Annotated in this window: 13 protein-coding genes; 7 read left to right on the top strand and 6 right to left on the bottom strand. The window is 65.5% G+C overall.

From position 1 onward, the window contains the following. The first annotated feature begins 30 nt into the window (after positions 1 to 30). From QFZ57_RS04240 to QFZ57_RS04210, 7 genes are all read left to right on the top strand, one after another. Positions 31 to 972, top strand: coding sequence for an ABC transporter permease (locus tag QFZ57_RS04240; protein WP_306898218.1), 942 nt, complete (start codon positions 31 to 33; stop codon positions 970 to 972). Beyond that, on the top strand, positions 969 to 2,825 hold the full coding sequence (locus QFZ57_RS04235) for a dipeptide/oligopeptide/nickel ABC transporter permease/ATP-binding protein (RefSeq protein WP_306898216.1): 1,857 nt from the start codon (positions 969 to 971) through the stop codon (positions 2,823 to 2,825). Before QFZ57_RS04240 ends, QFZ57_RS04235 begins: the two co-directional genes overlap by 4 nt. Then, positions 2,822 to 3,724 (top strand): ATP-binding cassette domain-containing protein, encoded by a 903-nt coding sequence (locus QFZ57_RS04230; RefSeq protein WP_306898214.1) that lies wholly within the window; start codon positions 2,822 to 2,824, stop codon positions 3,722 to 3,724. Before QFZ57_RS04235 ends, QFZ57_RS04230 begins: the two co-directional genes overlap by 4 nt. Then, the gene (locus QFZ57_RS04225) at positions 3,721 to 4,776 is read left to right on the top strand and encodes a LacI family DNA-binding transcriptional regulator (protein ID WP_306898212.1); all 1,056 of its coding nucleotides are present in this window, start codon (positions 3,721 to 3,723) and stop codon (positions 4,774 to 4,776) included. The genes QFZ57_RS04230 and QFZ57_RS04225 overlap by 4 nt, the downstream gene beginning before the upstream one ends. Before the next feature lie 59 nt (positions 4,777 to 4,835). Further along, on the top strand, positions 4,836 to 6,653 hold the full coding sequence (uidA, locus tag QFZ57_RS04220) for a beta-glucuronidase (protein WP_306898210.1): 1,818 nt from the start codon (positions 4,836 to 4,838) through the stop codon (positions 6,651 to 6,653). Between the two features lie 67 nt (positions 6,654 to 6,720). Beyond that, complete coding sequence (locus QFZ57_RS04215; protein ID WP_373461295.1) at positions 6,721 to 7,683, top strand: LysR family transcriptional regulator; 963 nt, start codon at positions 6,721 to 6,723, stop codon at positions 7,681 to 7,683. 94 nt (positions 7,684 to 7,777) lie between these two features. After that, positions 7,778 to 8,341 carry a DoxX family protein gene (locus tag QFZ57_RS04210; RefSeq protein WP_306629203.1) on the top strand — a complete coding sequence of 188 codons (564 nt, stop codon included), beginning with the start codon at positions 7,778 to 7,780 and terminating at the stop codon, positions 8,339 to 8,341. Between the two features lie 15 nt (positions 8,342 to 8,356). Here the strand turns inward: QFZ57_RS04210 and QFZ57_RS04205 are convergent, their stop codons facing one another. From QFZ57_RS04205 to QFZ57_RS04180, 6 genes are all read right to left on the bottom strand, one after another. Further along, a complete protein-coding gene (locus QFZ57_RS04205; RefSeq protein WP_306898205.1) occupies positions 8,357 to 9,385 on the bottom strand; it encodes a fumarylacetoacetate hydrolase family protein in 1,029 nt (342 codons plus the stop codon). A 10-nt stretch (positions 9,386 to 9,395) separates the two neighbouring features. Further along, complete coding sequence (locus tag QFZ57_RS04200) at positions 9,396 to 10,469, bottom strand: amidohydrolase family protein (RefSeq protein WP_306898204.1); 1,074 nt, start codon at positions 10,467 to 10,469, stop codon at positions 9,396 to 9,398. Next, on the bottom strand, positions 10,466 to 11,590 hold the full coding sequence (locus tag QFZ57_RS04195; RefSeq protein ID WP_306898202.1) for an FAD-dependent monooxygenase: 1,125 nt from the start codon (positions 11,588 to 11,590) through the stop codon (positions 10,466 to 10,468). Before QFZ57_RS04195 ends, QFZ57_RS04200 begins: the two co-directional genes overlap by 4 nt. 61 nt (positions 11,591 to 11,651) lie before the next feature. Further along, positions 11,652 to 12,686, bottom strand: coding sequence for a cyclase family protein (locus tag QFZ57_RS04190; RefSeq protein ID WP_306898201.1), 1,035 nt, complete (start codon positions 12,684 to 12,686; stop codon positions 11,652 to 11,654). Next, on the bottom strand, positions 12,683 to 13,645 hold the full coding sequence (locus QFZ57_RS04185) for a fumarylacetoacetate hydrolase family protein (protein WP_306629198.1): 963 nt from the start codon (positions 13,643 to 13,645) through the stop codon (positions 12,683 to 12,685). Before QFZ57_RS04185 ends, QFZ57_RS04190 begins: the two co-directional genes overlap by 4 nt. A gap of 7 nt (positions 13,646 to 13,652) precedes the next feature. Beyond that, positions 13,653 to 14,672, bottom strand: coding sequence for a VOC family protein (locus QFZ57_RS04180; RefSeq protein ID WP_306629197.1), 1,020 nt, complete (start codon positions 14,670 to 14,672; stop codon positions 13,653 to 13,655). Between the last annotated feature and the right edge of the window lie 35 nt (positions 14,673 to 14,707).

Below are 14,707 nucleotides of genomic sequence, written 5' to 3'. Positions count from 1 at the left end.
AGCGCCCGCCAGTTCGACGGAGAACCAGCAATGATCCCATTCATTCTTAAGCGCCTTGGCAGCGGCGTGATTGTCCTTGTCACGGTGTCGGCACTGACTTTCTTTCTCCTGCATGCCTCCAGCGGCAGTATCGCCCGGAACATCCTGGGAGATCAGGCCACCCCTGAGCAGGTTGCACTGAAAGAGGCCCAGCTCGGACTCGACCAACCGGTTATTGTCCGCTACGGCACCTGGATCGCTGACACCTTGCGCGGAGACCTGGGGTCTTCATGGTTTACCTCTGAACCGGTGGCCGCCTCCCTTTCGACCCGGATCCCCGTCACCATGGTCATGGTTTTCACGGCAATGATCCTGATCGCCATCATGGCCACCCTGGTAGGCGTGGCAGCTGCGGTGAAGCGGGGGTGGGTGGACCGGACGGTACAGGTCGGGGCGGTCATCGGAGATTCCATCCCTGGGTTCGTCATCGGCATCTTCCTGGTCACCGCCGTGGCAATCCAGCTGCAGATCTTTCCTGCGACGAGCACGATCTCCCCGGGTGCAGGAGCCGACGCCTGGGTGTTGTCCCTGACCCTCCCGGTCGTCGCACTGCTGATCAATGGTGTGACCGGTGGCGCGCAGCAGATCCGCAGCGCCGTTATCAAGCAGCTGGAACGCGATTACGTGCGGACCCTCCGGAGCCGTGGCATCGGGGAAAAGGAAATACTGTTCAAGCACGTCCTTCGCAGCGCCGCACCGGCAGGCCTCACCGTCTTGAGCCTGCAACTGGTCAACATGCTCGGGGGCGTCGTCATCCTCGAATCCATTTTTGCCCTCCCGGGAATGGGCCCGCTCGCTGTCACCGCGACCGCCCAGAACGACCAGCCCGTGGTGATGGGCGTCGTTATGTACACAGTCGCCGTCGTGATTGTCGTCAACCTCCTGGTAGACCTGGCAAACGGCTGGCTCAACCCTAAGGTCCGTGCCTCATGACCGAGTCCGTAGAAACATCGGCGCTGACGCCCGCGCCCGGCGCAACCGGCCAGACCGGAACCGTGGTCCGGTCAACGGTTCTCAAACGCCTCTTCAGGAACCCCCTGGGCATTCTGGCGATGGCCATCCTGCTGGGCATCGCCCTGCTGGCCACCTTCGCCGATGTCCTGGCCCCGTTCGAGGAGAACTTCGCCAATATCTCCAAGACCCTTGCGGCTCCGGACGCCGTCAACATCCTCGGTACCGACAGTGCCGGGCGCGACGTGTGGAGCCGCCTGCTGTTTGGCGCACGATTGACGCTGCTCTCCGCGTTGCTGTGCGCCGCCGTCGCAATCGGAATCGGCCTGCCTTCCGGCCTGCTGGCCGGCTACTACGCAGGCAAGTTCGAAGCCGTCTCGAACTGGGTGGTCAGCATTCTTATGAGCCTGCCCGGCCTGATCGTGCTGCTGACCATCCGCGCAGCCTTTGGGCCGTCAGTTTGGATCGCCATGGTCGCCTTCGGAATCCTGATCAGCCCTTCCTACTTCCGCCTCACCCGGTCGGCCGTCCAGTCGGTCCGCAACGAGCTCTATGTCGACGCGGCCCGCGTCTCCGGCCTGTCGGACCTGAGCATCATCGCGCGGCACATCTTCTCGGTGGTCCGCGCGCCCATCATCATCCAGACCGCCGCGATTGCCGGGGTTGCCATCGCCATCCAATCAGGCCTGGAGTTCCTGGGCCTGGGGGACCCGGCCAAGGCGACGTGGGGGGTCATGCTCAGCGAAGGATTCAAGAACGTCTACCTCACGCCGACGCTGCTGTTCTGGCCGGCCCTTGCCATGGCCCTGACCATCGGAGCCCTCGTCCTGCTCGGCAACGCCATCCGTGACGCCCTCGAAGACGGCGACAAGATCAGGCACCGCAGGAAACCCGCTGCGGGCGCAAACAAGGGTACGACGACGGCCCGCGCCATGGGGCGCCCGTCCCGTAAGTCCGTGGCCGCCGTGGCTTCCGGGACTGAGCACCACCTGGTCAAAGTCACCAACCTCGCCATCGGCTATCCGCAGGCCGACGGGACGGTCAAGAAGGTGGTGGATGACGTCTCGTTCCATGTTGAGCGCGGGGAGATTCTCGGCATCGTGGGCGAGTCCGGCTCGGGCAAGTCCCAGACTGCCTTCTCGATCCTCGGATTGCTGCCGGAGGCGGCTCGCATCGTGGCCGGTTCCATCCAGTTCGACGGCAGCTACACCGTGCACCCAGGTGACGAAAAGGTCGATCAGGCCCGGGTGTCCAGGCTGCGGGGCAAGCGGATTTCCTACATCCCGCAAGAGCCGATGAGCAACCTGGACCCGGCGTTCACCATTGGCTACCAGTTGGTCATACCGATGGTGCGCGTGCTCGGCATCTCCAAGGAGGAAGCGCGGAAGCGGGCGCTGAAACTGCTGGCCGACGTTGGGATTGTTAATCCGCAACGGACTTTTGACTCTTACCCGCACGAGGTGTCCGGCGGTATGGCGCAACGGGTGCTCATCGCGGGTGCGATCAGCTGCGAACCGGACCTGATCATCGCCGACGAGCCGACCACCGCATTGGACGTCACCGTCCAGGCCGATGTCCTGGACCTCCTTCGCGACCTCCAGCGGCGCCTGGGCGTCGGCGTCATCCTGGTGACCCACAACTTCGGTGTGGTGGCGGACCTCTGCGACCGTGTCGTGGTGATGCAGAACGGCCGGCTCGTGGAGGAAGGCCCGGTCAGGGACATCCTGCGCAATCCGAAAGAGAAGTACACGCAGACGCTGCTTGGCTCAATGCTCGAAGGCAAGGAACCCATGACCATGCTCGTCTCCGCCAGCCCGAAGGGAGCAGCACTGTGAGCGCATCCATCCCCAATTCCAGCGTCCCGGCCAGCCCGGCGGGCGCCGAACTCCTCCGGGTGGAGGACCTCGTGGTGGAGTACCGGGGCAAGGGCTGGCGCTCCAGGCCGTTCCGGGCCCTGACGGACATCAACATCACCATTGGCCAGGGTGAAACCCTGGGCCTGGTGGGGGAGTCCGGATCCGGCAAAACCACCCTGGGCCGGGCCGTCCTGGGCCTCGCGCCTGTCACGGGGGGAGGAATCGTCTTCGAGGGCAAGGACATCAGCCACGCCGGCCGTAAGGAACGCCGGGTCCTCAGCAGGGACATGCAGGTTGTCTTCCAGGACCCCTACACCTCGCTCAACCCGGCCCTGGAAATCGGGGACATCCTTGCCGAGCCCCTCGGTGTCCAGGGCATGGACTCCGCGGCGGCGAAGAAGCGGGTGAAGGAACTGCTGGACCAGGTGGGGCTGCCCTCGGATGCGATTCACCGCCTGCCCCGGGAGTTCAGTGGCGGCCAGCGGCAGCGCGTCGCCATCGCCCGCGCCCTGGCCCTCGCACCCAAACTGATCGTTTGCGACGAACCCGTCAGTGCCTTGGACCTGTCCACGCAGGCACGCGTGCTGGACCTGTTCCTGCAGATCCAGCGGGACACCGGCGTCTCCTACCTGTTCGTCTCGCACGACCTGGACGTGGTCCGCCACATCAGCCACCGCGTGGCCGTGATGTACCGCGGCGGGATTGTCGAACAAGGTCCTGCCGGCGTCGTCACCACCGACCCCGAACATCCCTACACCCAGCGGCTTCTCCTCGCGTCCCCGGTGCCCGACCCGGACCGCCAGGAGAAGCGCCGCGCGGACCGGCATCGCCTTCTGGAGATACAGCGTGGCCAAAACGAACAGGCGCTCCTGGCATGAGCAGCGGCGGGCCGGCACCCACCGAGGGTGCAGCACAGGTCAGGTCAAGACCTACGATTTACGACATTGCCAAAGCTGCCGGGGTCAATCCCTCCACCGTTTCGCGGGCTTTGAACAAGCCTGGGCGCGTCAGCGCGAAGACCCAGAAAGCTATCCAGGACGCGGCGGAGGAACTGCAATTCCAGGTGAACCCCTACGCGCGGGCCCTGGGCACGGGCCGTTCGGAAACTTTGGGGCTCATTCTCACGGATATCACCAACCCGACGTTCTTTGACATGATCCGGGCCGCGCAGTCCACCGCGATCACCCGGAACTACACCATGATGATGGCCGAATCGTCCGAGTCGGCCGACACCGAGCTCAAGGCGGCGCTGAGGATGCAGGCGACGGTCGACGGGCTGATTTTGGCAAGCCCCCGCATGGATGATGACAACATCCGCATGCTTGCGGCCATCAAACCTCTCGTGGTGATGAACCGGGAAGTCGACGGCGTTTCCTGCGTGGTCCCGGACGTAACCGCCGGGATAAGTGCTGCTGTCAGGGCCTTGGCCGAACAAGGGCATCACCGCATCGCCTATCTGGGCGGCCCGCAGAAATCATGGATGTCGGTCCGCCGCTGGGAAGGCGTCGAAGCGGCCTGCGACTGGTCACGGCTGGATGCAGTAAGGCTGGAAACAGTTAATCCAACATTGGATGGCGGCCGGAAGGTCGCCCGCGAGGTCCTGGCCAGTGGAGCGACGGCGGTCATGGCCTACAACGACCTTCTCGCCATCGGATTGATGCAGGAGTTGCAGGCAGGAGGCGTTGCAGTGCCTGACCAGATCAGCATTATCGGGTTTGATGACATTTTCGGAGCCAACTTCACCACACCGCCCCTGACAACCGTTCGCTCCCCTTTAGGAACGTGCGGCACCACTGCGGCCACACTCCTGTTGAACAAGCTCGACGGCGAATCCGACGAAAAACCGTCCCTGGTGCATGTCAACACGGAACTCATCGTCCGGGGCTCCAGCGGACGGCTGCTGCCCGCCGTGCACCAAACCATCCACTGAGGCCCGCTCCGGCGGACGGGAGCCCTTCGGTGCCCCACTACATGACAAAGGACAAGAACATGTTGAAACCCCAAGGCAATGAAACCCGCGAACTGGTCAACCTGGACGGCCTGTACCGGTTCAAGGTGGATACCGGGCGCACCGGACACAACGAGGAGTGGTTCAAAGCACCGTTGGAAACGCAGCTGGAGATGGGGGTCCCTGGCAGCTATAACGACGTATTCCCGGACAAGGCCATCCGTGACCACGTGGGTTACGTCTGGTATCAGCGCGAGGTGCGCGTACCCCGTGGCTGGGCGGGGGAACGCATCCACCTCCGTCTGGATTCCGCCACCCACGAGGGCATGGTCTGGGTGGATGATGTGCTCGTCGCCGAGCACGTTGGCGGCTACGCACCCTTCAGCGCGGACATCACCGACCACGTCACCGCCGGCCGGCCTTTCCGGCTCACCGTCGCGGTCAACAACGAACTGACCCAGGCGACCATTCCCCCCGGAAAGATCACGGTGGGGGCGGACGGCCGCAGGACGCAGACCTACTTCCACGACTTCTACAACTATGCCGGCCTGCACCGCAGCCTCTGGCTTTACAGCACACCCGCCGTGACAGTCGATGACATCACGGTTGTTACAGGGTTTGAAGGCCACACCGGCAGCGTCGACTTCAGCGTCGCCGTGCGTGGCGGGTCCGGCACTGAAACTGTCACCGTCACGCTCCAGGATGCTTCAGGCGCCGAAGTATCCCGGCGTGACGGAACTGACGGCACCCTCACGGTCGACGACGTCGTCCTTTGGCAACCCGGGGCCGGCTACCTCTACAACCTCACGGCCGAAGTACGTGACGGTGAGCGGCTGCTGGATACCTACAGCCTGCCCGTAGGCATCCGCACCGTGGAGGTCAGCGGTGCCGAGTTCCTGATCAACGGAAAGCCGTTCTACTTCACGGGCTTTGGAATGCACGAGGACCACGTCACCATCGGAAAGGGCCACAGCAACGCCCAGATGGTCAACGACCTTGAACTCCTGAAATGGACAGGGGCGAACTCCTTCCGGACGTCCCACTACCCCTATGCCGAGGAGTTCCTGGAATACGCCGACCGGCACGGCATCGTGGTCGTTGACGAAACGGCCGCCGTTGGCCTGAATCACGGATTTGCTGCTGCTTTCGGCGGTCTGCCCCAGAAGACCTATGAAGAAGGGGCAGTGGACGCCAAGACTGCCAAGAACCACCGCCAAGCCATCATTGAACTCGTCAACCGGGACAAGAACCACCCTTCGGTGGTCCTTTGGTCCATCGCCAACGAGCCAAACGCGTCGGAGGATGGCGCCCGCGAGTACTACGAACCGCTGGCAAAACTCACCCGCCAACTGGATCCAAGCCGGCCTGTTGGCTACGTCAATTTGATCTTTGACCCCATTGGCAAGGAAAAGCTGGGAGACCTCTTTGATGTCATCATGCTTAACCGCTACCAGGGCTGGTACACCAACACCGGGGACCTGGAGACCGCGGAGGTCCTCCTGGAAGCCGAGCTTCGCACCTGGGAAGCCGCCTACGGCAAACCCATGATCATGACTGAATTCGGGGCCGACACCATGACCGGCCTGCACTCCATCTATGAACAGCCCTGGAGCGAGGAATACCAGGCGTCCTTCCTTGCCATGTACCAGCGCGTCTTCGACCGCATAGACGCCATGGTGGGCGAGCACGTGTGGAACTTCGCCGATTTCCAGACCTCCGACGGGGTCCGCCGGGTCGACGGAAACAAAAAGGGAGTCTTCACCCGCGACCGCCGGCCCAAACCGGCCGCCTACTCCCTCCGCCAGCGCTGGACAGCCTTGGGAGACAAAAAGGACAACATCCTTCCGGTGCAGGAATAGTCGGTAGGTCCCACCGGAATGGTCTTTGCCGTGCTGCCGGGGAACTGATCGCGGATACTCTATGAGCGTGAAGAACCTGGACCTCAACCTGTTGCCCCAACTCCAGGTCCTGCTGGAGCTGCGCAACGTCTCGCGGGCGGCTGAGCGGCTGCAGCTCAGCCAGCCCGCCACCAGCGCGGCCATGGCCAGGCTGCGGCGCCATTTCGACGACGAACTCCTGGTCCGGAATGGCCGCACCTACGACCTCACACCTTTTGCGCAGTCCCTGGTCCCGCTGGTTGATGAAGCGATGCTCCACATCCAGCGGGCCACCCGTGTGCGGTCCGGCTTTGATCCGGCCACGAGCGAGAGGGAATTCGTCATTGCGGCCTCGGACTATGCCGCCGCGCTGATCGTTGGGCCTTTGCGGGGAATCCTGGGGAAAGAAGCACCCAGGGTGTCCGTGGACGTCATTCCCACGGCCGGGACCGGTATCCAGGGCCGGCTGGCGGACTACTTAAAGATCGACATGCTCGTCGGGCCTATGGGATACCAGATGCAGGGGGCCAGCAAGCAGGTGTTCCGTGACAGCTTTGTGGCCATAGCTGACGCTGGAAACCCGCTGCTCCAGCAGCCGCACCTGACGTTCGCGGACCTGGCCACGGTGCCCCACGCCGTCGGCTATTTCGGTGAGGGAATCAGCACCCCGGCAGACAAGCTGTTCGAGGCGGCAGGAATCCAGCGCCGCGTCGCAGCCGTGGTGGCCGGGTTCCTGTCCCTGCCGCTCCTGGTGGAAGGGACGGACCTCCTGGCCCTGGTCCCGCGGATGTTGGCGGCCCGGGCGCAGCGGGGCGCGGACATCGCGGTGCTGGAGTTCTCCGAGGGAATGGAAGCGTCCCTGGTGGAGGCCATGTACTGGCACCCCTCCCAGACGGAGGATCCCGCCAGCGTCTGGCTGCGCTCGGTGGTCCAGCGCTCCTGCGCGCGGTTGCATGAGCTCTACCCGGTCACCGCCCACCCGGTAGCCATTAGTGCAGGGGACGCCGCCTAGGTACTTCCCTCCCCGTGACCGGTCGGCCCCGCAGACGTAAGATCGTGCCCACGGCGGGACGGCGGAGGCCGCCCACAACACAAGGAGGACTGCTATGAGCCATCTGACCACCAGCCCTGGCGCGGCGGCCGCGGCGCAGACCCTGTTCCGGGTCGGCCTCGGAGGCGTGCTCTTCGCGCATGGATCCCAAAAACTCTTTGGCTGGTTCGGCGGCGGAGGCGTTGAGGGCACCAGCAAGGGGATGCACGCCATGGGCTTCCGCCCCGCGAAACCAAGTGCGGTCCTTGCTGGCGTGGGTGAGGCAGGAGCCGGGCTTGCCCTGGCCCTGGGGCTCGCTACTCCTGCCGCCGGCGCGGCTGCTGCAACCACCATGGGCGTGGCGGCCAGCGTCCATGCCCCGAACGGTTTCTTCGCCCAAGAGGGCGGTCTCGAGTACCCCGCGGTGCTGGGCCTGGCAGCAGCGGCGTTCACTATCGGCGGCTCCGGGCCCTACTCCCTGGATGCCCTTACCGGTCATGTCCTGGACCGGCCCTGGATGCGGATCACTGCTCTGGCTGTTATCCCCACAGCAATTGGAATCCAGATCTACCGTCGGCGTAAGGCTTTGGCCGCCGACGCTGCCGCACCGGCGGAAGGCACCGCACCGGACCGAGGCTGAACCGTTTCCGCTGTCCTAGCTGCGAGCTTCGCTGAACCCGACGCGCTCCACACTGGAAGGAGCTGCAGCGGCAATCCGGTTTCGTGGCCGGGTCCTGGCGGGAACCCGGGTCACAGCCTCGCGCCGGGCGCCCACGGTGTTCTCGATGCTGCCGATTCCTTCCACAGTCATGCGGACCACGTCGCCGGTCTTCAGCGGCGGGGGAGTCTTCGCGCCGTTGCGGCCCCAGAGCTCGGCGAGGCAGCCGCTGCCGCAGGTGCCCGAACCGAGCACGTCGCCCGGCCGCACCACGGAGTCCTGCGAGGCGTAGGCCACGAGCTCGGCGAAGGGCCAGCCCATGTTGGAGAGCAGGTCCTGGCCGATCTGCTCGCCGTTGACCTCAACGGACATGGAGATGGGCAGGAACCCTTCGGCGTCGTGCCGGTCCTCGAACTCGTCCGCGGTGACAATCCAGGGCCCCAGCGTGTTGGAAAAATCCTTCCCTTTGCACGGCCCCAGGCTGACCTTCATCTCGCGGCGCTGCAGGTCCCTGGCGGACCAGTCGTTGAGGACTGTGTACCCGAAGATGTGACGGTGCGCCTCCGCCGCGGTCAGGTTCCGGCCGTCGCTCCCGGGAACGCGTCCGACGACGGCTGCCACTTCGGTTTCGAAGTCCAGGTCCGTGCAGCCCGCCGGAATCCCGATCACCTCGCCGGTGCCGGTCACCGTGTGGGGGTTGGTGAAGTAGAAGGTGGGTGCCTCGTACCATTCGGGCATGACGCCGGCCACGCCGTCGATGCTTATGCGCATCCCTTCGACGTGCTCCTCGAAGGCCACGAAGTCCCGAATGGTGGCAGGCGCCAGCGGGGCAAGGAGCTGGACGTCCGCCAGCGGGATGCGGGGAGCGGTGCCGATGGTCTGCCGGGCAAGATCCAGCGTGTCCTCCAGACCGGCCTCCAGCAGCGCCTGCACGGTGCCGCCTGCGGGCAGTGCGAAGCAGGCGCCGTCCGCTACGAAGCCGGACTGCGTCCCGCCGTCGTAATTCCAACGGGCAATCTTGACCATGAAAATCTCCTTATGCTGTGCGCGGGGCAGCGAGGGTGGAAGCTGGCGTGATGCCAAGGGCGGCAGCGTTGACGGCCAGAACCCTGGCTTCGTCCCCGCCGGAAAGCCGTGCCTGGACAACCTCGTCCACGGGGCGGTCGGATCCCATGTCGAACGGGTAGTCCGAGCCGAGCAGTACCTGTTCCGGGCCGGCGGCGGCCACGAGCGCCCGCAGTTCCGCGGGGCTGTGGACCAGCGAATCAAAGTACAGCTTCTTCAGGTACGACGACGGCGGGTTGGTACAGCCGTGTGCGTCCGGGCGGACCTTCCAGGCGCGGTCGGAGCGGCCAAGGGTGGTGGGAAGGTAGCCTCCGCCATGGGCGGCCAGCACCTTAAGTTCCGGGTGCCGGTCCAGGACTCCGCTGAAGATCAGGTGGGACAAGGCCACAGCATTCTCGGCGGGCTGGGAGACGGTGTTGGCCAGGTAGAAGCGGTCCAGCCGCTCATCCAGGGAACAGCCGAACGGATGCAGGAACACCAGGGCGCCCAGCTCCTCGGCCTGGCTCCAGAAGGGTTCCAGGCGGGGATCGGACAGCTCGACGGTGCTGCGTTCCGCGTCGCCGGGAGTCGCGGCGAACGAGCCGATTTCAACGCCCAGCAGTCCGCACTCCAGTACGGCATGTTCAAGGGCTTCCACCATCAAGGCAGGATGCTGGAGCGGGACCAGGCCCAGGCCGTTGAGCCGCGACGGCGCACGGTCCACGAATTCCCGCACGGCCTGGTTCGCCTGCTTCGCTACCTCCAGGGCCAGCTCTTCCCCTGCGAAGTAGTAGAAGTGCGACGGCGACGGCGACACCAGCTGCACGTCCACGCCCTGGGCATCCATGTCCGCGAGCCGGCGGTTCAGGTCCGTCAGCTGCGGCCAGCGCTCCTTGATCATCCTGCCCGAAGCGGCCATCGACTCAGCGCCGTGTCGCCGCACTTCCAGGGCCTGCTGGGCGTCAAAACCTTCAGGGTCGGCTTCCGCAACCAGTTGCTGCAGGCCCGGAAGCAGGATGTGTGCGTGGACGTCCACGGTGGGGGTTTGGTCAGTGCGGGTGCTCATGCGGGTTCCTTCAGCATGGTGGACAGTGAGTTAACCAGGCCCGGCACGTCGGCATCGCGGACGCCGTCGAGCATCCACTGGCCCAGCTGTACGGAGGCGTTGACCACGGCCTTGGCGCGGTCCAGCCGCCGGTCCGTGAATTCCTTGAACAGGGTCTCGGTAACGTCGTCGGCTTGGATCAGCAGCTCTGCCAGGACGGCGGCATCTTCCAGCGCCATGGCTGCGCCCTGCGCCACCGTGGGCGGGCAGCTGTGTGCCGCATCGCCGATGATGACAGTGCGGCCGCGGTTCCACAGACCATCCACCAGGTGGGTGGTGAACCACGTGTAGTTGATGCGGGCGCTGTGATCCAGGTTGGCGCGGATTTCCTTCCACGGACCGCCGTAGGCCGCGGCGAGCTCGGCCATGATGCGGGGGCCGTCCTCGTGCCTGCGCTCCTGGGCCTTCTCCACGAGGTAGGCGTAGATGGTGTCCGGGCCGGTGGGGCAGTAGCCGGCTATGAAGCAGGGACCACCGTAGGTCAGGTCGGTGCGGACCACCTCTTCGGGCCGCTCCACGAAAGCCCGCCAGATGCCCATGCCGGTGGACCGGGGTTCCACCTCGATGCCGATGGCCTTGCGGACGGCGGAGTGCAGCCCGTCGGCGCCGATCAGGAGGTCGTAGGTAGTGCTGCCGCCGTCGGCCGTGACGACGGTGACGGACCGGCCGTCGTCCTTAATTCCGGTGACCGTCTTGCCGTAGCTGATGCGGGCGCCGGCCTGCTCAGCCCGTTCGCGGAGGATGGCCGTGAGATCCGGCCGGTACATGCCCACGGTGGCGGGGAGGTCGTCGCCGCCGGTACGGATATCCTCCAGGACTGCGATGACCGTGCCGGCCGGGTCCGGGGCGCGCAGGCCCAGGGTGCTGAACCCGTAGCCCTTGGCCTCAACCTGCTCCCAGACGCCCAGCTGGCGGAGTACCCGCAGGGCGTTCCCCTGCAGGGTGATCCCGGATCCGAGGGTCTGCGGTTCGGCGGCCTTCTCGAGGACTTCCACCTGGACTCCGGCGTCGGCCAGGAGGATGGCGGCGGCCAGTCCCGCGGCTCCCGCCCCCACGATTCCGACGTTCTGTACTGCTGCCATCGCTGACTCCTTTGTATTGACGGCGTTACGGCTGGTGGTTCTGTTGCATAAGTACTGAAAGCTACCGCAGTGCGATGGGGTTGACCGGTGAGCCCACGGCGCCGGTGATGGGGAGCGGTGCGGCGGTGAGCAGGAAGTCGTACCGGCCGTCTGCCGCGCAGGCTTCCGCCAGGGCGTCCGGGTCCCACATTTCGCCGAGGAACAGGCCGAGGTTGGGGATGGCGATCTGGTGGAGGGGCTGGAAGGCTTCGTCGAACTCGTTCGGTCGAACTTCGAAGCCCCAGGTGTCCGTGGCGATCCCGGCGATTTCGGAAGCGTGCAGCCAGGGCGCAGCAGTGAAGGACAGCCCCGGCGCTGCGCCGCCTGCGTAGTCACCCCAGCCTTCCCGGCGGGTTCGCGTGTACTGTCCGGTTCGGACCACGACGATGTCGCCGCGGCCCACTGTGGAGCTCGATCCCTGCAGTTCAATCGTCCGCTCGAGGTGCTCGGGGGTGACCGCGAATCCGTCCGGCAGCTCGCCGTCGTCCCGTCCCAGTTCGGGGCCGAGCGCACGTCCGACGTCGAGCAGCACGCCGCGGGTGACGATCTTCGCAGCAGCGGTCTGGATGCCGGTCACAAGGTCGCCTTCGGAGGTGACCACGTCTCCGGCGGCCCGGCCGTTCCAGGCCTTGCCGCGGTCGAAGATGTGCCCCAGGCCGTCCCACTGCGTGGAGCACTGCAGCGGCATGGCGATGACGTCGTCCGCGCCACCGATACCGTGGGGGAAGCCCTGGTTGCCGCGTTCGGCGTCCACGCCGGTGTCGGTCATCGTGTGGACCGGGTTGGTGCGCCGCCGCCAGCCCTTCTGCGGCCCGTTGGTGTCGAACGGTTGGGACAGCGAGAAGGCCTCGCCGGTCTTTACCAGGGCCGCCGCTTCGATGCGTTTGGCGGCGTCGATGAAGTTCAGGGTCCCCAGGACGTCGTCCGCGCCCCAGCGTCCCCAGTTGTTGTGGGCTGCTGCCATGGCGCGGATGCTGGCAAGAGGGTCTTCACGCCGGATCACCGGGGAATCAACCGAATCCCCGGTTCCGGTCTTGATGGTGTCCTGTGTGGTCACGGCTGGCTGCCTTCGGTTGGCGCTTCGTCCTTGCAGTGGATGAGCTGGGTGCCCAGGCCGGTGATGGTTCCCTCCATGACATCGCCGTCCTGGAGGAGCCGGCCCCAGTGTGCACCGTTGCCGGCGGGACTGCCGGTGAGGACCAGGTCGCCGGGGCGCAGCGGCATGATCTGCGAGGCCTCGCTGACCAGCTTGGCCACGCCGAAGATCATGTCCGAGGTGGACTCGTCCTGCATGGCCTTGCCGTTGAGCTTGAGCGTCACTTGCACGTCCTGCGGGTCGCCGAAGAACTTCGCGGGCACCAGCAGCGGACCCGTGGGCAGGAAACCGGGGGCGTTCTTGGCACGGTACCAGTCCGAGCCGATGGCGGGCATGTCCTTGCGGAACACGTACTCGCGCGTGGTGATGTCATTGACCATCGTGTAGCCAAACACGTAAGCCAGGGCTTCCTCGGGGGTGACCCGGAAGGCCGTCCTGCCGATCACCGCCGCCAGTTCCAGCTCCCAGTCGTGGGACTTGGAGTAGGACGGCAGGGTGAGGTCGTCCGTTGCGGACGCGACCGCCGTCGGGAGCCCGATGAAGAAGTACGGCGTGCCCTGGCCGGCGCGCTTGTCCATCATGGCCGCCGTCCTGGCGCGCACCTCCTCCTCGTCCTCGCCGGGCTCACGGTGCGCCGCGGCCAGGTCGATGACGTGCTTGCGGTAGTTTGCGCCAGTCTGCAGCACCTGCGCGGGTTCCACCGGAGCAAGGATTTCGACGTCGGCCAGCGCCAGCCCGGTGTCCTCGCCAACTGAGGCGGCCAGGCTGTCCAGCTGACCTTCGGTAGTGTCCCAGTGTTCGATCAGGGAGTTGATGTCCCCGTCCAGCGGCAGGACGCGGTCGTCCACCAGCAGCCCTGCGCGGGCTTTGCCGTCGCCGGCTTCCTGGAACCGGATAAGTGCATAGTGGGTTTCAGTCATGGCGTCTCTAGCCCCGGCCCTGCTTGGCGTACGGGTTCAGGAGGGCTTCCTTCATTTCCGGGGAGGCGCCTTCCTCGGTGGCCGTGAAGCCTTCGGCCGGCGGGAAGGACTCGGTCATGGAGTGCGGCATGGCGCCGTTCTTGTAGAAGTTGTTGGAGCCCTCGGACGGCTTCCAGGTGTTGGCCTCCCAGTCCGGAACGTAGTTGCGGTAGCCGCCCGAGTTAAGCTCCACGCGCAGGCCGGAAGGCTCACGGAAGTAAAGGAAGTTCTGTTCGCCGATGCCGTGGATGGACGGGCCGTACTCCATGGGGGTGCCATTTTCCATGAGGACATCCGCGGTGCGGAGGAGGTCCTCGTGGGTGTCCACCCAGAAGGCGATGTGGTTCACGCGGCCTGCGCGGCTGGAGGTGTCCAGGACAACACCAAGGTCGTGGGATTTCTCATTGGTGGTGAGGACGGAGAACACCGTGATGGGGGCTTCGTCGAGTTCAGTAAAGGCCATGACGCGGAAGCCCAAGGCCTCGTTGTACCACTTGGCGAAGCCGCGGACATCCGAGGACGCCACCGTGACGTGGTCCAGGAAGCGGGGAGCGGCCGCGTGGCTGCTGCGGCGCTCCGGCCGGTCCGGGTAGGTGGATTCAAACCCGGGCTCAGCCACGAACTTTTCCACATCGTAGAAGAGACGCATGTGGTGCCCGTAGGGGCCGGTGAATTCGTAGGCCTTGCCGTAGCCGTGGCCGCCGGCGGTCCAGGCGCCCTGTACGCCGGTCGCTTCGACGCGCTGGGCGGCGGCTTCCAGTGCTGACTGGGAGTTGGTGCGCCACGCCATCCGGCCCAGGGAGGCTTCCGGTCCTTCCGTGATGACCAGGCTGTAGCGGTAGTAGTCGCCCCAGCAGCGCAGGTAGACGTTGCCGTCCACCCGGTCAATGATGCGCATGCCGAACTTTTCCTCGTAGAACCGTGCCGAGGCTTCGACGTCCGGGCTGGTGATCTCGAGGTGGGAAAGATGGGAGAGCGGAGTTTCCACGTTGAAGTCCTTCGGGGTACTGGCTGCTATCGGTT

This window comes from Arthrobacter sp. B1I2, assembly GCF_030816485.1.
In the GTDB taxonomy this organism is placed as follows: domain Bacteria; phylum Actinomycetota; class Actinomycetes; order Actinomycetales; family Micrococcaceae; genus Arthrobacter.
The sequence above is the reverse complement of the archived record's forward strand: the minus strand, read 5'-3'. Positions and strand labels throughout refer to the sequence as shown.

Bases quoted from the DNA above. Each gene is read 5' to 3' on its own strand.
- QFZ57_RS04240 (WP_306898218.1), top strand. From the start codon at position 31: ATGATCCCATTCATTCTTAAGCGCCTTGGCAGCGGCGTGATTGTCCTT.
- QFZ57_RS04235 (WP_306898216.1), top strand. From the start codon at position 969: ATGACCGAGTCCGTAGAAACATCGGCGCTGACGCCCGCGCCCGGCGCA.
- QFZ57_RS04225 (WP_306898212.1), top strand. From the start codon at position 3,721: ATGAGCAGCGGCGGGCCGGCACCCACCGAGGGTGCAGCACAGGTCAGG.
- uidA (WP_306898210.1), top strand. From the start codon at position 4,836: ATGTTGAAACCCCAAGGCAATGAAACCCGCGAACTGGTCAACCTGGAC.
- QFZ57_RS04210 (WP_306629203.1), top strand. From the start codon at position 7,778: ATGAGCCATCTGACCACCAGCCCTGGCGCGGCGGCCGCGGCGCAGACC.
- QFZ57_RS04205 (WP_306898205.1), bottom strand. From the start codon at position 9,385: ATGGTCAAGATTGCCCGTTGGAATTACGACGGCGGGACGCAGTCCGGC.
- QFZ57_RS04200 (WP_306898204.1), bottom strand. From the start codon at position 10,469: ATGAGCACCCGCACTGACCAAACCCCCACCGTGGACGTCCACGCACAC.
- QFZ57_RS04195 (WP_306898202.1), bottom strand. From the start codon at position 11,590: ATGGCAGCAGTACAGAACGTCGGAATCGTGGGGGCGGGAGCCGCGGGA.
- QFZ57_RS04185 (WP_306629198.1), bottom strand. From the start codon at position 13,645: ATGACTGAAACCCACTATGCACTTATCCGGTTCCAGGAAGCCGGCGAC.